General features: G+C 46.2%; 17 protein-coding genes. 9 read left to right on the top strand and 8 right to left on the bottom strand.

All coding sequences use genetic code 11. The features are described 5' to 3' along the window. Positions 1 to 16 precede the first annotated feature (16 nt). Positions 17 to 2,143: an elongation factor G gene (locus tag WBG78_RS15660; protein WP_337327391.1), complete on the bottom strand. Its 2,127-nt coding sequence runs from the start codon at positions 2,141 to 2,143 to the stop codon at positions 17 to 19. A 280-nt stretch (positions 2,144 to 2,423) separates the two neighbouring features. On the opposite strand from WBG78_RS15660, the gene WBG78_RS15665 reads away from it, so the two are divergent. Beyond that, complete coding sequence (locus tag WBG78_RS15665) at positions 2,424 to 3,248, top strand: DUF4412 domain-containing protein (protein WP_337327392.1); 825 nt, start codon at positions 2,424 to 2,426, stop codon at positions 3,246 to 3,248. Between the two features lie 5 nt (positions 3,249 to 3,253). Here WBG78_RS15665 and WBG78_RS15670 read toward each other — a convergent pair whose 3' ends face one another. Together WBG78_RS15670 and WBG78_RS15675 are read right to left on the bottom strand one after the other, a co-directional pair. Then, positions 3,254 to 3,685, bottom strand: coding sequence for a nuclear transport factor 2 family protein (locus WBG78_RS15670; RefSeq protein WP_337327393.1), 432 nt, complete (start codon positions 3,683 to 3,685; stop codon positions 3,254 to 3,256). 144 nt (positions 3,686 to 3,829) lie between these two features. Beyond that, positions 3,830 to 4,933: a fatty acid desaturase family protein gene (locus WBG78_RS15675; protein WP_337327394.1), complete on the bottom strand. Its 1,104-nt coding sequence runs from the start codon at positions 4,931 to 4,933 to the stop codon at positions 3,830 to 3,832. Positions 4,934 to 5,272: 339 nt separating this feature from the next. Here WBG78_RS15675 and WBG78_RS15680 point away from each other — a divergent pair, with 339 nt between their 5' ends. Beyond that, a complete protein-coding gene (locus tag WBG78_RS15680; protein WP_337327395.1) occupies positions 5,273 to 6,898 on the top strand; it encodes a serine hydrolase domain-containing protein in 1,626 nt (541 codons plus the stop codon). 113 nt (positions 6,899 to 7,011) lie between these two features. Here the strand turns inward: WBG78_RS15680 and WBG78_RS15685 are convergent, their stop codons facing one another. Further along, entirely contained in the window at positions 7,012 to 8,409 is a 1,398-nt protein-coding gene (locus WBG78_RS15685; protein WP_337327396.1) for an arginine decarboxylase, read from the bottom strand. 309 nt (positions 8,410 to 8,718) lie between these two features. On the opposite strand from WBG78_RS15685, the gene WBG78_RS15690 reads away from it, so the two are divergent. Next, positions 8,719 to 9,681, top strand: a complete 963-nt coding sequence (locus WBG78_RS15690) for an arginase (protein WP_337327397.1) — start codon at positions 8,719 to 8,721, stop codon at positions 9,679 to 9,681. Between the two features lie 59 nt (positions 9,682 to 9,740). Here WBG78_RS15690 and WBG78_RS15695 read toward each other — a convergent pair whose 3' ends face one another. Then, complete coding sequence (locus tag WBG78_RS15695) at positions 9,741 to 10,376, bottom strand: hypothetical protein (protein WP_337327398.1); 636 nt, start codon at positions 10,374 to 10,376, stop codon at positions 9,741 to 9,743. Positions 10,377 to 10,659: 283 nt separating this feature from the next. On the opposite strand from WBG78_RS15695, the gene WBG78_RS15700 reads away from it, so the two are divergent. The 3 genes from WBG78_RS15700 (at position 10,660) to WBG78_RS15710 (ending at position 14,656) form a co-directional block, all read left to right on the top strand. Continuing rightward, entirely contained in the window at positions 10,660 to 11,880 is a 1,221-nt protein-coding gene (locus WBG78_RS15700) for a tyrosine-type recombinase/integrase (protein WP_337327399.1), read from the top strand. Between the two features lie 1,207 nt (positions 11,881 to 13,087). Next, positions 13,088 to 13,429: a hypothetical protein gene (locus WBG78_RS15705; RefSeq protein WP_337327400.1), complete on the top strand. Its 342-nt coding sequence runs from the start codon at positions 13,088 to 13,090 to the stop codon at positions 13,427 to 13,429. A gap of 3 nt (positions 13,430 to 13,432) precedes the next feature. Further along, positions 13,433 to 14,656, top strand: coding sequence for a hypothetical protein (locus WBG78_RS15710; RefSeq protein ID WP_337327401.1), 1,224 nt, complete (start codon positions 13,433 to 13,435; stop codon positions 14,654 to 14,656). A 258-nt stretch (positions 14,657 to 14,914) separates the two neighbouring features. Here the strand turns inward: WBG78_RS15710 and WBG78_RS15715 are convergent, their stop codons facing one another. Beyond that, on the bottom strand, positions 14,915 to 15,172 hold the full coding sequence (locus WBG78_RS15715) for a hypothetical protein (RefSeq protein ID WP_337327402.1): 258 nt from the start codon (positions 15,170 to 15,172) through the stop codon (positions 14,915 to 14,917). A gap of 28 nt (positions 15,173 to 15,200) precedes the next feature. Beyond that, positions 15,201 to 15,725 carry a hypothetical protein gene (locus tag WBG78_RS15720; RefSeq protein ID WP_337327403.1) on the bottom strand — a complete coding sequence of 175 codons (525 nt, stop codon included), beginning with the start codon at positions 15,723 to 15,725 and terminating at the stop codon, positions 15,201 to 15,203. Positions 15,726 to 16,125: 400 nt separating this feature from the next. On the opposite strand from WBG78_RS15720, the gene WBG78_RS15725 reads away from it, so the two are divergent. The 3 genes from WBG78_RS15725 (at position 16,126) to WBG78_RS15735 (ending at position 18,848) form a co-directional block, all read left to right on the top strand. Further along, positions 16,126 to 16,386: a hypothetical protein gene (locus tag WBG78_RS15725; protein ID WP_337327404.1), complete on the top strand. Its 261-nt coding sequence runs from the start codon at positions 16,126 to 16,128 to the stop codon at positions 16,384 to 16,386. Positions 16,387 to 17,192: 806 nt separating this feature from the next. After that, the gene (locus WBG78_RS15730) at positions 17,193 to 17,318 is read left to right on the top strand and encodes a hypothetical protein (RefSeq protein ID WP_337327405.1); all 126 of its coding nucleotides are present in this window, start codon (positions 17,193 to 17,195) and stop codon (positions 17,316 to 17,318) included. 66 nt (positions 17,319 to 17,384) lie between these two features. Beyond that, positions 17,385 to 18,848, top strand: coding sequence for a hypothetical protein (locus WBG78_RS15735; RefSeq protein WP_337327406.1), 1,464 nt, complete (start codon positions 17,385 to 17,387; stop codon positions 18,846 to 18,848). A gap of 30 nt (positions 18,849 to 18,878) precedes the next feature. Here the strand turns inward: WBG78_RS15735 and WBG78_RS15740 are convergent, their stop codons facing one another. After that, positions 18,879 to 20,369 (bottom strand): AAA family ATPase, encoded by a 1,491-nt coding sequence (locus WBG78_RS15740; RefSeq protein ID WP_337327407.1) that lies wholly within the window; start codon positions 20,367 to 20,369, stop codon positions 18,879 to 18,881. Positions 20,370 to 20,397 lie beyond the last annotated feature (28 nt).

Here is a 20,397-nt window from a genome sequence, read left to right on the forward strand (position 1 = left end):
AGTCGAAGATATGAGTCTAAACAGCTTCTGCCATCTGCACAGACTTTGATAGCTTTTGCTGAACATCAGCCGGGACTGAAGCGTAGTCGGAAAAATGCTGTGTAAATCGCGCACGACCCTGCGACAGCGAACGCAGTGCAGTTGAGTATCGGTCGAGCGTCGCCAAAGGAGTGCGTGCCTTGATCACCTGGTAGTTGTCGCGACTATCCATTCCCATGATCAGTGCGCGCCGGGTCTGAAGATCGCCCATCACTTCGCCCATGATATCTTCCGGTACCAATACTTCGAGATCGTAGATCGGTTCCAGCAATTGTGGTTCTGATTTCAGAAACGCTTCACGGAATGCCATCATACCGGCTATTTTGAATGATATATCATTAGAATCGACGGGGTGCATTTTCCCATCATAGACCATCACGCGCACGTCCCGAACGCGCGACCCGGTTATCGGGCCCTCTTCCATTTTTTCCATCACACCTTTAAGGATTGATGGAATGAATCGCGCATCAATCACCCCACCTACAATGCAGTTGTAAAAGACAAGTTTGCCTCCCCAGGGAAGATCGATCACTTCCTTGCCGCGGACGCTATAGTCTTTTGGCTCCGGCATGCCTTCCGAATATGCTTCAACTTTCATATGAACTTCGGCAAACTGTCCGGCACCACCTGATTGCTTTTTGTGGCGATAGGTGGCGTTGGCACCTTTTCTGATAGTTTCCCGATACGCAATGCGCGGCGTTTCAAACTCTACCGGAAGCTTATAAACATTTTCCAGTATCCATTTGCAAACAGCAAGATGTAGCTCGCCCTGCCCGCTAATCAGCAGTTGCTTTACTTCCGGTGAAAACTCTACTTCCAGAGTGGGATCCTCCTGATGGATCTTCTGCAATACTTCGCCTATGCGTTCATCATCCTTTTTACTCCTGGCCGTTACCGCCGTGCGTATACGCGGCTCCGGATACTCCATTGGTTTAATGGTTACATCGTATCCTCGCGCATGCAAAGTCTGATTGGTGTACGTGTCGCGTAGCTTGAGCGTTGCGCCAATGTCGCCGGCAACAAGGCGTTCAACCGGATTGCGCGTCTTACCGTCCATGATGAACAACTGATGAAATCGTTCTGCTGCTCCAGTTTGGCTGTTGATTAACTCTGAGCTTGTAGTTATTTCTCCGCTGATCACTTTAAAGAAGGTGAGCTTTCCCAGGTTTGGTTCCAGGTGAGTCTTGAAAACGAAGGCTGCAGCCGGCTGCTCCTGATCAAAGGTAACTTCCTTTCCGTCCATGGTTTGTTCAGGCTTTGCTTCCAGTGGTGACGGTGCAACATTGTCTATGAATCCCATTAGTCGTCCGCTGCCCATGTTCTTCTTGGCCGACACCACGAACACCGGGAATACATCATGATGAATCATTCCCAGCATAAGCCCCTCACGCATTTCATCTTCGTCGAGGGTTCCCTTCTCGAAATATTTTTCCATCAGACCTTCATGATTCTCTGCAGCGCGTTCAACAAGTTCGTTGTGAAGCGCCATAGCTTTTTCTTTTTCACTCTCGGGAATTGGTAGTTTCTCCGGACGCCCTCCCTCAGCAGGGAAGCGATACATCACCATCTTCAAAAGGTCAATGATTGCATTGAACGACTCGCCCTGATTGAGCGGATACTGCATTTGGACAACGGCCTTACCAAAACGATCCCTGACCTGACTGAGCGCTGTTTCAAAATCTGCTTTTGGATGATCGACCTGGTTGATAGCAAAGATTGCCGGCTTTTGCATGCGGTCGATGTAGTCCCAGATGAGTTCGGTGCCAACCTCTACACCGTACTGTGCATTCACTACGATTACACAGGTATCTGCAACGCGTGCGGCAGAAACCATTTCTCCAATGAAGTCATCGAAACCTGGTGTGTCGATGATGTTGATCTTATAATCTCGCCATTCCGTGTGCATCGAAGAGGCGAAAACCGAATTCCCCCGCTCTTGTTCAATCTCATGGAAGTCCGACACCGTGTTTTTACCTTCGATTGTACCCCGTCGGTGTGTGATGCCGGCTTCAAATACCATGTCTTCGGCCAGCAGGGTCTTGCCGGCCTTGGGCGCACCCAACAGAACAATGTTCTTCAGGTGCTTTTCGTCGTAGATTTTCATGTGCGTTTGGTTTAGTCGTCACACGAAACGCTCTTAGGAAGGAAAACGTAAGGCCACTGAGTGCGTCGAATGAGCATTTCATGGGCGAACGGTTAGAAGTGGAAGATGGGAATAACACAATGAATATAATAAATTCAATGCTCGAAAAAGCGAATGGCCTAACTTATTATGCCTTTCCTCGTTATTTAGCTACATTCGGGTAATTCGGGAATGAAGGTTATCTGCAGCCACTCAAATTTTACTTACAGGTTCATCATCTTATTCAGACATATCTAAATTTATGAAGCATCTTTTAACATTAGCATTTCTTTTTTTGGTCACCGTCCTCACCGCTCAGGATTTTGAAGGCATCATGAAGTGGAAGATCACTTCTGAAATAACAGATCCTAAAATGAAAGCCCAGATGGAGGAAGCGCAAAAGAAGGCAAATGATCCAGCCACGCAGGCGCAAATGAAGGAGTTGCAGGCTAAGATGGAAGATCCGCAATTCAAACAAATGATGGAAAACAATCCACAGATGAAAGCTCAGATGGAAGCGGCTCTGAAGATGGCGCAGGGCGGAGACATCAACTCGATCATGCCAAAAGGTTACACAGCCAAGTTCAAAAACAAGAACATGGTCAGTGTAATGGAGGGCGGCATGATGTCGGATATGGAAGTATTATACCTCGCAGGTGAAGACAAAGTTTACATGATCAACCGGTCAGCAAAGACTTATTCACCCATGGCCAGCAACGCAACTCAGGAAAAGAAAGACGTCGACGTTAAGGTGACAAAGACAAGTGAAACCACGCGCATTCTGAATTACACTTGCACGAAGTACATCGCTGAAGTTAAATCAGAAAAGGGCCAAACTATGCAGCAGATCTTCTGGACTACTAAGGATATCCCTGGCATCGACTTTAAGAGCATGGCGAAACAACGCCTTGGCAATTCGAATCAGCGCATGTGGTATGCGGAAATTGACGGAGTGCCACTCAAACTCGAAATGAAAATGCCTCAGGCTAATATGGTGATGGAGGCAACTGAAATCAAGAAGCAATCCATGCCCGCATCGGACTTTGCAATCCCTGAAGGATTCAAAGAGAAAAGCCTCGGATTCTAATCTCCTTATTTAGGAGCAGCTACTCCAGCATATGTTTGGCGAACGATCTTGCCATCGTGAATGATGAAGGTATCAGTCGCGTAGGTAAGATTGAATGTTGGTGTATTCGCTTCCCATAGAATGTACCCAACGTCCTTATTAACCACGCTCTTGTTGAGTTTAAGCGTAGCCTTGTCTTTCGGGAATGCCTGGAATGCTTTGATGAAATTCTGGCGTATCTCCGAAAGCCCGCGATATGTTTGGTCGGGCGTTATCAGAACAGATTCCTCTGTGTAGTCGGCCATCGTTCCTTCCAGGTCGTTCGCCTGAAATGCTGTCCAGTGATGTTCCAATACTTTCTTTGTTGAGGCTTCGTCGATTTTTCCTTCGTTTGTCTCGTGTCTGGGTGGCGAGTATGAAAGGATGGAAAGCAAAAGTAGAGATAGGTAAATTTTCATTTTAAATGTGGGTTATCAGTGCAGACGGACTCTTAATACAATGCTTGTGAAGCTAACCCTTTTTTTGGAATTGGTTAACAGAAGCAATATTTCCTCCGCATATGGTTGTACCCAAATTTGACGAACGAACAACTATCGCATGTATTACCTCGACGCACCCAGTTGTTTCAGCATACGCCCGTGGGCGAGTATAGCTCCTCCAAAAGTTTTATAACTCTTGTACGGAAGCCCAAACTCTTGTGCTGTAGTTTGCACGATGCCAGCAATCTTCCTGTAGTGAACGTGACAAATATTGGGAAACAGGTGATGCTCAATCTGAAAGTTTAATCCGCCCACATACCAGGACAGTAAACGGTTCCCGTTGCCAAAGTTGGTTGTGGTTAGTAATTGATGAACCGCCCAATTGTGTTCAAAGCTCTTTTGCTCATCGGGTTCAGGATACTCCGTTCCTTCAACGACGTGTGCAGGTTGGAAAATTATAGCAAGTATGAATCCGGCAACGTAATGCATGAAGAGCAACCCGAGAAGTACCTGCCACCACAGCAAGTCCGTAAACATTACAGGAATCACAAATGCGTAAGTTATGTAGCTGATCTTGGTGATCGCCAGGACTGCCCACTGCGCAGCAACCGTTGTCTTCTGTGCCTGAAGCATTCCATTGCTTTGATATTTAATGAGACGCGTAAAATCTTTGAAGATCACCCACACAATTGTCATCAAACCATAAAGGAACCATGCGTAGACATGTTGGTACCGGTGTACTGGCTTCCACTCTGAAAGTGGTGCCATTCTCAATGCACCCCGCGGACTAATATCTTCATCCTCCTCGAAAATATTTGTGTACGAATGATGAAGTACATTATGTTGCACCTTCCAGTTGAAGGAAGTTGCACCTAGCATATTCAGAGAATATCCGATAAGATCGTTAACCCATCGCTTCTTCGAATAAGCACCGTGATTGGCATCGTGCATCACGGACAATCCAATACCTGCAAGGCCAATGCCCATCACAAAGACAAGACCAATCAGTCCAGCGGTATTCACAACGGTACTGGTCACGATCAGTATATAAGGCACAAAATAAATCGAGAACATGATGACGGTCTTTACAACCATTTCGGGGTTGCAATGCCGTTCGATCTTATTTGTCTTAAAGTATTCGTTTACCCGCTTGTTGAGCTCGACAACAAAATCGCGGCGCGAACTTCCAAACGTGATAGAAGCTGTGGGAACGGTTGCCTTTGTCATAGTTCCGTTTGTTTGGGCCGATTTTCAAACACGAAAGCACGCCCTCCAGACGACACGTAAGTATTTGAATTGGACATGTTGAGTAAGTGTTCTTTCTGCCTGGTAACTGAGGAGACTTAAGAAACTGTTGGCAGGGGGCCTGATGCAGTGAATTAGATTTCCGCAATTGATTTGGTAAAAGTAATGTTTACGCGACGGAGTTCCAATTGCAGCACTGCTCCCCTCGACATGGTGCAAACATGCACGATGAAATACCATCTGGTATTTGGCAAACGGATACGCTGGTCATAAATTATGTTAGTTACCGGATAATTGTTAGCCTTGTATAAACCGCCATTTGTGAATAACTATCTCACTCCCTTCTTCAGAACAATCGTTTTCTTCTGGGCTTTTTTCGGTTCCGAATGCTCGTTTGGACAGTCGGAAGTCTTGTCGCTGGATCGGATATTCAGCCGATGGAATAATGCCACACCTGGCGTTGCCGTGGCTGTTAAACTTGGCGATAGTGTCGTTTATAGAAAGGGCTACGGTCTTGCAGACCTCGAGCACAATGTGCCAATCACTCCGCAATCGGTACTGGAGTCAGGCTCGGTAGCGAAGCAATTCACAGCAATGAGCATTTTATTGCTCGCCGATGAAGGCAAGCTATCGCTTACCGATGATGTGCGAAAATATATTCCTGAGTTGCCAGCTTACGCGACGACAATAACCATTCAGATGCTTCTGAATCATACAAGTGGATTGAAGGATTGGGGTTCAATCGGAGCTCTCTCTGGATGGGAGAGAACAACCCGGGTATATACTCAGGAACTGGCACTACAAATCATAGCCAATCAGAAGGCAACGAACTTTATTCCAGGAAGTGAATACTCTTACAGCAATTCGAACTATTCTTTGTTGGTGACCATTGTCGAGCGGGTATCCGGGATGTCTTTGTCTTCATTTACATCGAGCCGATTGTTCATCCCACTCCAAATGAACAACACCAGATGGCGCAATAATTTCCGTGAGGTAGTTGAGAATCGTGCAATTGGGTATCGGAAAAATGAAGGAAGATATGAGCAACTCATGCCTTTCGAAAATGTCCATGGGCATGGGGGATTGCTGACGACTGTCGATGATCTGTTGAAGTGGAATGCTCTACTGGAAACGCATAGCATTGGTGGAGATAAAGTCTTTCAGGAGCGGATACGCCGAGGTAGTCTGAACAATGGAAAGCAAATTTCTTACGCTGCAGGTTTGCAGGTGTCAGATTATTATGGATTCAGGGAGATTGCCCATAGCGGAGCGACCGCGGGCTACAGGGCATGGCTGGCATACTATCCGCAAAACCGACTATCAATTGTGCTGCTTAGTAACGATGCATCGTTTCAGCCATCGAACGTTGGCCGGCAGGTAGCGAATGTATTCCTGGGAACAGGAACTGAAAAAAAGAATGTAAAGAAGTCGGTGCAGCCGGCTGCCGATGATTTAAAGAAGTTTGAGGGCTATTTCAGAAGTGTACGTCATTTGGATTTTCATCAGCTGAAAATAAAGGGTGGGTCCCTGTTCCTGGATGGTGAAGGTGTGAGCTTTGCTTCCCCTGACACGGTTTTATCCGGCGCAGACAAATGGGTGTATCAGCGTCCCGGACGAATTCAACTGATTCAGTCGGGCGATACACTGGCGTTTCGAAAAGTCGATCCTCCGGGAATGAATTCAGATATCGCTGGATCATATCACAGTGAAGAAGTAGGAGCGGACTACGCCTTTCTTATCGACAAGAATGAACTGTATCTGAAGATTGGTCACTGGCCTCCCCGGTTTCTATGGTCTGTGTTCCGTGATGGATTCACCGACGACAATGGAGTACTCTATGAATTCATTCGTAACAAGAAAGGACAGTTGCTACGACTCGAAGTGAGTGTGTCGCGGGCAGAGAAAATGTTGTTTCAAAAAGTTAAGGAGCAATCGGCCATTCGTTGATTGAATGTTAGCCAGCATGGGCATAACACCAGCCGGATATACAGCATATGCTACGCCGCTTGTGCAGTGCCTGGAAAAAGATTTGATTACTTCGCGAGTCAGTATAAGCTAACTCAGGATTTGTATCCGAGTACACTTAACATGCTTTCGCTCGTTTGCTCTTCAGCGAATAGCCTGGTCGTTATCACACCGTCTTCATCGCGATCCACAAGCACGTGCTTTGGAGCTGGGATCAGGCAGTGTTGAATGCCACCATAGCCCCCCAACGCTTCCTGGTACGCGCCAGTGTGGAAGAATCCAATAAACAGCTGCTCTTCATCCGTGATCATAGGTAAGAACACCTCACCAGTATGGGCTTCCGAGTTGTAGTAATCCATGCTGTCGCAGGTAAGTCCTCCGATGTTGACCTTGTGATAAGGATCGTCCCACTTATTGAGGGCCAGCAGAATGTACTTCTGATTTAGTCCCCAGGCGTCCGGAAGGTGTGTGATAAATGATCCATCGATCATGTACCAGAGCTCCTTATCGTTCTGGAGTTTTTGATCTACCAGCGAGTACAATACCGCGCCACTCTCGCCAACGGTATAGCTACCGAACTCGGTAAAGATGTTGGGAACAGGTACGTTGTTCTTATCACATATCCACTTGATGTTTTCCACGATCTGCTCGATCATGTATTTGTAGTCATAGTGGAAAGTAAGGGAAGTCTTGATGGGGAATCCACCTCCAATATCGATGGAGTCGAGCGTAGGGCAGATCTTTTTAAGCTCGCAGTATTTGAAAATGAAACGGCTTAACTCGCTCCAGTAGTAAGCGGTGTCCTTGATGCCGGTGTTGATGAAGAAATGCAGCATCTTCAGCGAAGCCTTTGTGCTGTTCTCAATCTTGCCTTTGTAGAAGCTGTTGATATCGCTGTATCGGATACCGAGACGCGATGTATAGAACTCAAATTTTGGTTCCTCGTCGGCAGCCACGCGAATCCCTACCTGATAGGGGGCCTTTACGCTTTCTTCGTAATAATCGATCTCGCCGAGATTGTCGAGGATCGGAATGCAGTTTGTGAACCCGTCGTTCAGGAGCTCGCTGATATACTTGCGGTATTGCGGCATCTTGAAGCCATTGCACAACACGTAAGTGTTCTTCGTGATCTTCCCTTTGCTGTACAAAGACCGAACGATGGGAATATCGAACGCTGATGAGGTTTCGATGTGCACATCGTCGTTTTTGAGCGCTTCCTCCATGACGAAGGAAAAGTGCGACGATTTCGTACAATAGCAATAGGTGTACTTTCCGTTATATCTGAATCGTTCGATGGCGCTTTTGAACGTCGCCTGAACGAAGCGGATATTCTCGCTAATGCGAGGAAGGTAGGTTAGTTTTAGCGGCGTGCCGTATTGTTTGATGATTTCCATCAGTGGCACATCGTTGAACAGTAATTCGTGGTCGCGGACCTTGAATTCTTTTTGGGGAAACTCGAAAGTTTGCTCAACAAGTTCTCGGTAACTCTTCATCTAATCCTGGCGCGGTTTTTCTTGGGGTTCACCCTGATAATTATGCAGTTGGATACTTTCTTTTTCTTTGCGTTTCCCCTGCAGGCATCACTTTATTGCTCAACCTGAGTTCGCGAAAGAAGTGCAATATTGAGATAAATTTGCCATCTTTGCAATACATTCAAATTGCATGGCAGATCGTTTTAATCGGCTCATTTTCGCCCCGAAATATTTCGGGACCCGCGCATTGCCTGACCTCTGACGATCCCCTATTCCCCTTAGCGCTGCCGCGCAGTCGAACCCATTGCAAACATTTTAATTTTTTATCCTGTGAAGACGTTGAAGATCATTGAAGTAAAATCCGAAATCGGTGCCGGCACCCGCGGCGCAAGCTTAGGTGTTGAGGCAATTAAGATTGCCAGTCTCGATATGAAGTCAGACTTCTTCAAGCAATACGAATCGATAGAGGTAGAGAATGTTAACGATCTCCTTTTTGAAGGTGCAAAGCATGCTCACGCTAATTTCATAGAAGGAGTCATGATCATGGAGGAACGAGTTTGCCTCGAAGTCTATGAAAATATCTGGGAAGACTATTTTCCTATGGTCATTGCAGGCGATCACAGCACAGCATATGGTACAATCGCCGGAATAAAGAAGGCTAATCCAAAACTTCGCCTGGGCGTAATATGGATTGATGCACATGCTGACATCCATACCCCCTTCACCACACCTTCTGGAAATATGCACGGAATGGCTCTGGCCATGGCCTGCGGTATCGACAATCTGGAGTGTAAAGTCAACGATCCGCGTGGTGAAACGCTGGACTATTGGGAAGAAATCAAGAATGTAGGAATTCCAGGCGCAAAAGTTCTTCCTGAAGACATCGTGTATGTTGCCGTTCGCGATTTGGAAAAACCGGAAAACTATCTCGTGAATAAATATAACATAAACTTCATCGAGATTGAGGAAATAAAGAAGGCCGGAGCCGCGGCCATGGCTGAGCGTGCGCTCGAAATGCTGGATCACTGCGACCTTATTTATGTTTCTTTTGATGTCGACTCCCTTGACTCAAGAATATCCACCGGAACAGGGACACCGGTTCCCGATGGCCTTACTGTTGAGGAGGCAAAACTCCTGAACGCCACCTTGGCGAAAAACCCAAAGGTTTGTGCCTGGGAAATAGTCGAAGTAAACCCCACGCTTGATACGGAGAATCGGATGGCAGAAAGCGCTTTCGAAATCCTGGAGACCACTGCCAGATCAGTGGCAAGTCGTCCGGTGCTTGCAGAATAATTCTTCGGTAGAGATTAATGTGGAACCGTGGCGAACTGCCGGGGAGGATTCACTTTTGCCTACGGTTTTTCAATCAGCGAAACAAAGTCTTCTATGGTGCTCACCATATTCGATCTCACGATCGGATCGGTCAGCATTCGGGGAATATCCAATGGCGTCGAGAATATTGTGTAGGTGACCTTGACCTTACCAGTATCCACCTGTTCTAAAAGCCATGTTCCTGCAAGTGTAAGGCGCGTGACGCCTTTGCGTTCGGGAGCAAGACTTTTGTTCTCCTTCGATTTGAACGAGATGAGCATTTGATTGGGGCTGCAGGAGGATATCCGATACTCCATGAAATGATCCTGGTCGCTTACCGGCCAGGGAATGTCGTGATACGAATATTCGTACCACACCGAAGTGTCTCGCTGAGGATAGACTTTAAATTCACTGACATGGTCCTGCCATTTCATGCCCATCGACTGATCCTTTAAAAGACTTAACCCTGCGTGTATAGAATTCTTGTAATAGAAAATGCTTCTTACCTCCCGCGCCTGCTTTTCCTCTTCACCGGGTATGTCTATCCATCGCTCGTAAAGACTGATGTCGCCCGAGCGTTTAACGAGCTGAAATTCCCCATATTCTGTGCTTTGAGCCTTTACGACCTGTTGGGTGAGCATAAGTCCCAGAAACAGCAGTGTGAACACATACATCATAGGCTGTCGCTTTTAATCAATGACTAGCGGGAAATGCTTGAGGTTGCATCGACGCCGGGATCCGCTATCATTAAAAATAGTCCTTTATCTTCAGGACTTTTAGCTTAATTTCGCCGGAAAAATGAGTTTCACGTCAATTCGCCATAATCATGAGTCAAGTTGCAATTGCATTCCGGCTTCAGAAAAGCGGTTTTTCAGCTTAAATTAGCGGCTTGAACTTTGTTTTGTCTACTCTGATCTCCAGAATGTCGGAACAAATGTCGGAACAAAAGTATGAACAGAAATGAAGGTGTCAATTGACCTGTATCGAGGAGTGCTTACGCTACGATTTAGCGTGAACCGGAAGACGTACAAATACTCCACCGGAGTGAAGCTCACTGAGCAAGAATGGAAGGACGAAAAACGTAAGGGATTCAAGAAGGCAATGCAGGCGAGTGAGATCGCGGAGAAGGCTTCGAATGTAATCGATGTGATCGACAAGGAGACCTTCAGCTTCGCAGAGTTCAAGCGACTCATGGAAGAGCCGACCACATCAAAAGATCCTGTCGTTGTTTGGTTTGAGCGCTTCATCGCATTCAAGGTTGAACAGCGTAAGGCAGTGTCCACGATCGATGCACTGAAGACGATCCAAAAGATCGTTAATACCTTTGTAAAACTTAATCAGAAGTACTCTGGTGTCTTACAGTGGAACGAGGCAACGCTGGCTAAGTTCAACGAATACATGATCGACTCGGGCATCAAGAACGTCACTACACGGAAGGTCTACCTGACCAACCTGCGTACCTTCTTCAACTACCTGGTAAAGGAAGTTGATGTGTTAACGAAGTCACCGTTCGCTAGCACTAAGTTTAAGATCCCGAAGAGCAAGGCTCACTGGTTTCCATACAACGACGAAGAACTGAAGACTCTACTTGCAATCAAGCCAAACACGAAGGGCGAATGGAGAGCTTTCAATTGGTTCCGACTCATGCTGTTCACCGGGGGAACAGACTTCAAGGATTTTGCGATCATGAAATGGAACCAGGTAAAGGCCAAGGAGCTTCACATCATCCGGGCAAAGACCGATAGCTACGGAGATGCATCTCAGAAGCTCATTCCATTCTCAGAAGATATACGTGAATTGTTTGATGCCCTGAAAGGGCCTAAGGGAGATCCGGATGATTACGTGTTCAAGATCCTGGACCCGAACCTAAGCGCAGAAGACAACCATCAGAGGGTTCATAGCGCCACACAGACTATTAACAACAACATGAATCGGATGCTTGGCGGCAAGGATTCAAAGTTCAGATTTGTGATTAAACGAATAAGACCAACGGCTGCAGTGATTAGCAATGAGGTAGGAGGGGTAGCTTATTCACAGAAGATGCTCATGCACTCGAATCTTTCACAGACGTCTGTGTACCTGGCGAACATTCCAAGCGAGCGTCTGCGAAAGAGTCATGCGCAATTTGAGAATGCAATCAAAAATTTATCAGAACCCGAGAGCGTTCCTGATTCTAAGTAATAACATCCTTGCGTTTCAAGGTCACCTTTTTTCCAATTTTTTTACAGGGATGTTCAGTTTGCCATTACTTAAGTATGAATACAACGTTGAAGTGGAGAGGCCAGTAAGGGTGGATGCTTCCTTAATGTTAACTGTCTCATCAACTAAAATACCTTCGGTCAGTGCTGGGCTTTCTCTGTGGTTTAATAACATGGCCAGCATGTTCTTTACCTCCGCGATGTCCCGTGCTAACGATTCGATTGTGGCTCTCTCATCTCGCATGGGGATTACATGAAGGAAAAGAGTCCACCGCGCCACGTATGGCGTTAAAAAATCGCAATAACATATTGATTGAAAACCCGTCCTAAAGCGGGGCCAGAATGAAAGGCCGGCGAGCCTGTGATTGTGGGCGCAAGATACGCAATGTTTTGAGATGGAAATGATAATCTATTGTTCATTGCATGAAATTTTATACCGTTGATAATCAGCGCACCACGCAATAGCGCAGCCGTTGTTCTTGGGTATGTGGATATATTAACACTATATTCGCACATCGATTCATTGTTCGTCAGTTGGCGAAACATCTCAGCCGGTCGATACATCCAGTGATCTTCTTTGTTGTTTGAGCCTCGCTCAGGCTCCTAAATAATCCGAGCATCGGTCACTCTGGCCGTGTAGCCGCGAGGTTACAGAAGAGCTACCACTACTGTCTGTTGTTCATGGTTTGCTGTGTCCGCATACGTGAACCGTTCTGGCACTGCCAGGCATACGTTCGTCCTTACAGGTGACGTATACCGTTCCCTTGCGCGAAATTCGTTCGGATAGGGCTTTTAAGACAGTCGGTTCCTGTGATCCACTTGCAGCACTACAAACGCATTTTCAGCATTTAGCCATTCTCAAAATGGGCGTAGGAAGGTCAAATATCCTTCGTACCTGTAATTGAGCCTGCCGGTATTTCATAAGAATGCCGGAGTGGAGGATTTTGACAACTAAAAAACGTACAGCCTGTATGGCAACGGGAAGAGAACGACTAATGAGTTTTGAAAAAGACTTTATATACGACAGGCTTTTTCGCAGATCTAGTTCCGGGACACGACTCCAAGACTTTATTAAACTCACACGAAGACTAAGCCTCCACGATCCATGCCATTGGCATGGCCTGGGGTTGGCGTATACCAGCGCAGATTGGACCGATTCCGTTCCGCTTGAAGTTAAACGCAGGCTGTTCATGGCACGAAGAAGTCATCGCCACTACCTGATGAACATAAAGGAGAGCCGGCATTTACAAAATCTGCCAGAGAACATAACCGTTTATCGAGCTATGACTGAGACTGAGTTCGCCTCTGGAATGTTTGGTATATCGTGGACGACTGATTCAAAGATCGCGGAGTTCTTTGCTTTCAAGTATCGACGCTACGGCAAGTATCAGTACGAACCTAAGGTCATCCACACGCTGACAGTGCCGAAGAGCCAGATCATCGCCTGCTTTGACCGGCGCAAGGAGAGCGAGGTCATCTACGTCAATCAAAGAGAAGCTATGTATAAGTTCATATCAACCCCAACGAACTGAGCCATGACCGCAATTAATAACCAACTAAACGACCTACTGTTGACAGATCTCGAAGCTGAGCTGATAGACTTCATCACCCAGGAGAAGGACGGCTTGAACAGCATCACTCCAGGTGGAATATGGTTCGCCAACATGTCATACGTTCCCGAAACCAAATTCCTCTGCCCGGCGAAAGACGAAACTGGGCTGCACCAAGTCATACCTGGATGGATTTTCGCTCTTCAAGGTCTTAACTCGAATGATCGGATTTTATTGGGATTCATCGTAAATACGACAATCGGAGGGGAAGGATGTAAGATGTCAAATCCAAAGCTTGGCGAGCGTTTCGGAATGACTTCACGTCAGACTCAGGATTCGATCCGGAAGATGGAGAAGATGGGATTGATATTCTATGCCCAGGAATTGCCGAGGGTGGTCAAGGTTCGGCTATCAGACACAGTCAGCGTCGCAACTCCTGACCATACGGAAATTCGTATGGTAGAAGATGACATACGGAAATTCGTACGGTCACTATACGAAAATTCGCATGACACCATACGAAAAAACGTACACATAACAAGAAATAACCCGAAGGGTTATTATAACGAGAAACAAGAAGAGCAAGGCGAAGCCGACGCTCGACCAACAAACAAACTGGAACCAACGGAGAGATTTGACGCTATGTGGCTTGCATTCGGTGAAGGCAATCCCAGTGGAGCCAGTTGCGGTAAGGGCAAGAAAGCCGTAGCCCAGGATAAATGGCTGTCACTTTCTGAAGATCTCCAGCATCATGTCGAATCTGGATTGTCAAAGTATCTCAGTAGCAATGAATTTCAGGCTAGACCGGCATTTGTGACCTATCTCAGCAATCAGGAAAGGTGGTATAAGCCGGGCGGCGGAACTGCCAGGCCAGAAAGGAAGGCTGGAGATGGAAGTAAGCCTGCTCAGGAGAAACGGAAGCAAGAACCAGTAAATTCTTCTGGTTCAAGACAAAAGTCGGATAAGGAGATTATGAATGCTCGTCTGGATACGTTGAGGACGGAAAATCCAGAGTTGTCTGAAAAGATTAATGGTCTTATTTATAAGTGGAAGGCTATTGCTCTCGATTCAGGTAAGCATGTAACGGTGAATAAGGATAACCGCAAGTATGTTGAAACGAGCGTACTTATCTCTGCACTGGTCGGGATTCCGGACAGCGAGCTGATTACGGTTATTGAGGAACAGATCGAAGGATTATTAAACAGGTAGGCATAGTTTAAGCCTATTACAAAGAGCCGTAGGTTAAAGCCTTACGGCTTTTTATTTTTTTTTTGGTTCGCGCCCTGCTTCGCCTTCTGCTTCGCGGCGCTCAGTGGCTGACGCGTGATAAGGCTGACGCAAGATGTCGGCTTGAACCGATGAAAAGGTAGTGCCTTGATTCAGTTTCGGGGAGGTTTGATCTTTCTCAGGAAGATCGATGAGGATTCATCGCAAGGGCTGACGCAAGATGTCCTTCTGGCGGAAGAACTATTCTTTCGGTTCTAGTTTAGAGGGAGGCTGATCTGACTTGGTTCTAGCAAGAATCATTGCTCCGGAGACGATGCACACTCCGCTCTGAATTGTGTAGGGATTATCGAAAACAAATTCTGTACCCATCTCGGCCATCCACCAAAGGTTAGCCCAGTGAGTGTCACTACCGACATGCAACAGGAGAATGAAGTATGGTATGAAACCCATGCATATAAGTATAAGGGACACAATGAGCTTGATACGGTATATTGACATAGTTTTAACGGTCTAGCAATAGAAATATTTATCGAGCCGGCTTGTTAAACGTAACATCCGCGCAGTCGAATACGGTCCTTAGGTTCATTGGCATGGGAAGATTTACATTAGTGTAATGCTCACGATTGGAAACACGGACCATTGATAAGCCTCCCTTCCTTACAAGTTCATTATCAACAGTTATACGTATAGTGCTATTCACATGAGCTGATGCTCCAGCAACGACTACTGTGGATCCGCAGTCGACATCACCAAAGTGATTAAATGAAATGACTTGCCCTGCACTCGTTTTGAATGAAACTTCCGTATCAGGTCCTACGCAATCTGTCATTGGCGAGATGACGTGGAGAAAGTAAACAGAGTCGACCCTGCGGACGGCAACTATGAATGCGCTGTTTGATCTTTCTGTTTTTCCGATGGTATAGAACTTAGTCTGAACGATTCGATGACCAGTGAATGAGTCGGTGGTGTTTTCTACGCATTTGCATTTATCAACCTGGGCCAGGGATAAGGTTGACCATAGAAGCACAGGGAGAGCCAGAACTACTTTCAAAACGGGGGTGGTAGCATTGAGATCGTGAATATAGCAAATCCCCAACACCTCGTTCCTGCAGTCTGCAGATCAATCCTTTCTGTGGTTCAGTCAACTGGAATGCTGGCGCGGGGAGAATTTCCGAGGAGCGTCGCGTTGTGCTACTTGGAGCAACACTGTAACGTGTGGGGATACCGAAAGTTCCATGAATCGCATTGTAGCCATGAGCACCATCATCGAGGCAGCAACACCGAGAAAAAGCGCGGCATTGCTGCTTCATGTAAACCCAAGGTCGGGCAACATAGAGTTATTTTTTTACTCTTCATCACAAGTGCTCTGCCAATTTTTTTTGTATATTCCATTAAGTATCCGTTCTGGATTTAACTATTCTGACCCGCGATAGGACGGGATCCCAAATCACATGGTTCAAGTTGTTAAGCCGCGCACCTCCGTGTACGGCGTTGTTGTGCTCGAAGAGTCACGGAAGTTTCTGTTGGTACAGACTAAGGATGGATTCGAAGTATGGACAAAAGTTAAGGACCGTAAAGGTCATCTCGTCAAGCCCTCAAGTGATCAGCAGTTTTTTGACGGTCCCTATTGGTTCTACATGAAACGGAGCAACGCCGAGAAGAAGGTCAGCGAGTTGTCTCGCGGTGTTCGTCCTGTAGGCTGCAGTCTGTAAAGTCTGGGTGGCCGGCCACTCCGTCCAAAGGTTACAAAAACATTCGGTTTTGAGTGAATTTGGAGGGGTGGCTGTGCTATCGCGAGAGATTTCTCAGGAGGTGACAAATACCATCACTCATAGAGAGAACGCCCTTCAAACGCGACCTCCGCAAATTTAGTATACGCTGCAGGTTGAGCAGAGATAAAGTCGAAACGCTGTTTGTCAGCTACAGGTTCGAATCGCAGCTTCTATCGCGAGATCCAATCCGCTTGCGACTTTTGGAACTCTGCTTCGTCTTCGAACAGAAAGACCTCCGCCTTTCCTATATAAAAAGGAGGTTCGCCAATCGTAGTCTCCACGCAGAACCAGGTTTTTTTTCCTGAAGCGGGATCGTTTATTGAGTCATAGTCTTTCAGAAAGTGCTGATCGCCACGATTAATGCGAACCTTATTCTGATAATGAGATCGTTGGGCAGCAGCACGCGATTGGCCTGATAACTCTTCAGCGCGAGCTTGAACAGCGGGGTGATTCTTTCTGAGATCTTCAGGAGAGGTTTAGGTATTTGGCAAGGTCCGTTGAATATTGTGCCAGTCAACTCAAAAAGGTCAATTTGTCAGTAGAGGTTGGAGCGCATTATTGCACCACAGGTTATTTCAAGGACCTGCACAAACTCCCGATGCGCTCGAATCACAGTGGTCCTTCAAGCCGGTGGATTTGTAAGAAAGACAAGACGAACGAGCAGAACCGGTGAGGCGGAATCAGTTATCGTATGAGGAGGATTGATGAGCTTTCCAATGGATAATAACAACCCAAAAGCGCTATATATGGATAATCGACCCTGTAAGCTCCGCGGTGACGAGCCGCATGTCGAAATGGATGTGCTTGTCGCTCCGTGTTGTAAGCAGCATGCAGGTAGCCTCTGGGAGATCAACTCCATTGACGGCTGGTGATAAATCGGGTCAGCACTCGCCGTAAGTATCCCTAGTTTCTGCAATTTCGAGTTATCTTGGGGATAGGTGGAAAGAAACATTGACATAGTGAATGCTGAGCGGTTCGTCAAGTCCATCCAGGACATGAACTGCGGGAAGACTCCGTTTAGCCATCTAGATGCGGTTGATTTCAAGATTGACCCATTTGATATACCGGTTCCAGAAGGATATGAACCACCTGAAAAGTTTCCATTGTGTTGTCCCTTCCACGAATCTACGTTTTTGAACGTCAAAGAATGGGTAGCAAGGTTTCCCGCGTGCTGTGCTGGCCACCGCAGACTTCTGTCGGCACAATGGTTCGATAAGTCGATATACGACAACCTTGGTTTAAAGGTACTCAATCAACTAGGCTATACTGAACATGTCATTTCTCAGAAGAAGGACAAAGACGATTGGTATGAGGATATTACCGAATACATTGAATTCAATCATGATAGTTTTGGGCAGTTACCCACCGGGTACGGCGGCACACCTGGACTGGACCAATATTTTCAAGGAATTCTGTTGGGACTGAAGGAAAGCAAGACTTTGAATTCTGATAAATCAAAGCGCCTTCAGGAATTTATTGAAGGATACTACAGGAGACAAGGAGCGAAGCAGGTAGACCTGAATCAGCTGTATAACGTATACAAGCGGTGGCTGAGCTTTTTTCCCTTCAATATCGCGTACTTCCGAGAGTCAAAGGACTACTTCCAACGACGGTTCCCGATTTTGAAAGGGAGGATTGTTCAGAATAGGTATAGTAAAGTAGCGAAAGCCAAGTTACTGACACAGTCAGAATTGATTGAGTGGCTAATTCAAATAACCAAAGAACTGTTGCTGGCAATCAAGTCACACGATCTCGTACTGAACAATTTGATTCCTGATTCAAACAAGCACGCGCTTGAACTAATGTTGGAGAATCATAGAATAAGGCAAGAGGCCCTTCTTATTGCCTTCACTCAAGGCGAATTGGAGTACGTGCGGATTTTAAAGAAGTGGATGAAAAGAGAAAAAGAATTTTTTGCTGAACTGAATAAGAATATGAACATAAGTCCGGCGCCGCACAAAAAGCAATATGCACCGCCAGACAATGAAGATTATTTTGAAGACTTTGTGTGTGAGCTATACAATTTGCAACATCCTGATGCGCACTTTGAGCGGTTCGGGAAAAGAGGGGATAAGCAAAAGGGCATAGATATATTCTCGATTACAAGGAGGGAAGCAATTCAATGCAAGAAGAAGGACTTATCAAGAAAGGCAAGCGAAGTTAAGAGTGAATTGAAAGCTGAATTTGAAAGCGACATTAGGCAAGCAATGACCGTCAGCGGTGTAGATGTTCAGTTAATGATCTTTGCATCGACGTTTGGAAATAATACAGATCTCGAAGAATCTCTTCAATCGATCGCTACAGCGCTCAAAGCTCCATTCAAAGTAATGTACATTGGCTGGACTTCGATCTCGACCAAAATGCAAAATTTTCCCTTATTCATTCGCAGGCACTATCCGTAAGATAGCCTGGAATTGTGTAGGAACGTCTCGTCAAACATTAGTAGCCTGAGGTGGCGCTACAGTAAGGCCGATCGCTTTTAAGACCTCTAGACCTATCCAAGCAACGGCAGAAGTCGCGATGGGGTTGTTTGGCAACGTGGGAGGAAGGTTTCCGAGAGCTTGCCCTACTACAACTTCCCAAGGCTTTGTTACTCCCAGGATGGCGCAAATTAGCACGCGAACATCTTTAATTTTGATATGACGATGACGATTGGGTGAGGCAATTATCGCTTGCAGTAGAACAACCTGCTGATCTTGTGGATTCTTGCCGCTACACCACGCTTGGGTTTGTATTATGAATTGATTCCAGGTCGAATTCATTACAGTTAAGCATTCGTCAGTGAGGAGCAAGTTTTCAATCGCATAGCACTGCAAGCGGAAGCGCTTTATGCATCCGATGTCTTGTAGTGAGTTTGTAATACCATCACCATCGCGAAGTGAGAAACCGATTGGGTTATCATACACAGCAGGTAATATCTTGCTACAGAAGGTCTCAAGAGCGCTCATCTGTTGCACCGAGTCAGCGAGGCAGGGAAAGACCTTTATTCGACCCAAAGAAGTGCGTGCGGCTTGTTGAAGTACTCGAACATCATCTTCACCTTCAACAATCAGTATCGGTTCAAGCGCCAGGACCTGCGATAGGGGATGAGCAAAGAATGCTGCGCTTTTTCGTATTTCGTCGCCAATGGGAATACCGTTTACTGAGACATCGTTACCAAAAAGTTTTGGAGCGATTGAGCAATAGGTGGGGTCTGACAACCCGGAAATAAGAGCCGTGCTGTGAGTGACTATTATTACTTTTACCGCGTTTCTTTGATTATCGGCGAGCGATTGGATTAACCTAATAAGGAATCTACCGAATCGAACTTGCAAATCAGGATGCAAGTGGACATCCGGCTCGTCTATTAGCAGAAGGTTTGTCTTATTGCTGTCAATAGCGGAAAAAAAGTACAGAATTTCAGATGTCAGGGTAACCACCTCGGACTCTCCGCTGCTTAACTGTCCGGCTTCTATGGGGTCACCAGTATACGTCTCAAAAGAGAATACTTTTTGTGCACGATCTCTAATAATGCGGACGTTAATGAATAGGTCATTCATCTTGTCGAGATACTCTGTTTCAAATGTTCGCAGTGTGTCGTGTCTTAGCGCTGAATCGTTCTCCATCTTTCGAAGCCAGTTTAGTTCAAGTGCTTTGAGGTATGTCGCTGACACCTTTCTGAAGTTTTCACTCTGATTTCTGTTTCGCTGGCCTGCTACCCAATTGATGTTATTGTTGATTGCTTGCTCTATGCCTGAATCCTGTTCGAATATCCCATTCGGCTCTGGAGAGATATAAGTCGATCTGAAATGGTCGTGACCTTGCTTTGCTTCCGTGTCGAGAGATCGCAGGAACCGACTTTTTCCCGATCCATTTCGGCCGACGATTACAGTAATTGGTGTTATATTAACTACTTGGTGATTGGGGAGTGTTAGATTTGGCATTGTGTTAGTTTGCTGATTGTTATTTGAT

This window comes from Chryseolinea sp. T2, assembly GCF_037203685.1.
Lineage (GTDB): Bacteria > Bacteroidota > Bacteroidia > Cytophagales > Cyclobacteriaceae > Chryseolinea.

Coding starts and splice junctions, on each gene's coding strand:
- WBG78_RS15660 (WP_337327391.1), bottom strand. CDS start 2,143: ATGAAAATCTACGACGAAAAGCACCTGAAGAACATTGTTCTGTTGGGT.
- WBG78_RS15665 (WP_337327392.1), top strand. CDS start 2,424: ATGAAGCATCTTTTAACATTAGCATTTCTTTTTTTGGTCACCGTCCTC.
- WBG78_RS15670 (WP_337327393.1), bottom strand. CDS start 3,685: ATGAAAATTTACCTATCTCTACTTTTGCTTTCCATCCTTTCATACTCG.
- WBG78_RS15675 (WP_337327394.1), bottom strand. CDS start 4,933: ATGACAAAGGCAACCGTTCCCACAGCTTCTATCACGTTTGGAAGTTCG.
- WBG78_RS15685 (WP_337327396.1), bottom strand. CDS start 8,409: ATGAAGAGTTACCGAGAACTTGTTGAGCAAACTTTCGAGTTTCCCCAA.
- WBG78_RS15695 (WP_337327398.1), bottom strand. CDS start 10,376: ATGATGTATGTGTTCACACTGCTGTTTCTGGGACTTATGCTCACCCAA.
- WBG78_RS15700 (WP_337327399.1), top strand. CDS start 10,660: ATGAAGGTGTCAATTGACCTGTATCGAGGAGTGCTTACGCTACGATTT.
- WBG78_RS15705 (WP_337327400.1), top strand. CDS start 13,088: ATGGCACGAAGAAGTCATCGCCACTACCTGATGAACATAAAGGAGAGC.
- WBG78_RS15710 (WP_337327401.1), top strand. CDS start 13,433: ATGACCGCAATTAATAACCAACTAAACGACCTACTGTTGACAGATCTC.
- WBG78_RS15715 (WP_337327402.1), bottom strand. CDS start 15,172: ATGTCAATATACCGTATCAAGCTCATTGTGTCCCTTATACTTATATGC.
- WBG78_RS15725 (WP_337327404.1), top strand. CDS start 16,126: ATGGTTCAAGTTGTTAAGCCGCGCACCTCCGTGTACGGCGTTGTTGTG.
- WBG78_RS15730 (WP_337327405.1), top strand. CDS start 17,193: ATGGATAATCGACCCTGTAAGCTCCGCGGTGACGAGCCGCATGTCGAA.
- WBG78_RS15740 (WP_337327407.1), bottom strand. CDS start 20,369: ATGCCAAATCTAACACTCCCCAATCACCAAGTAGTTAATATAACACCA.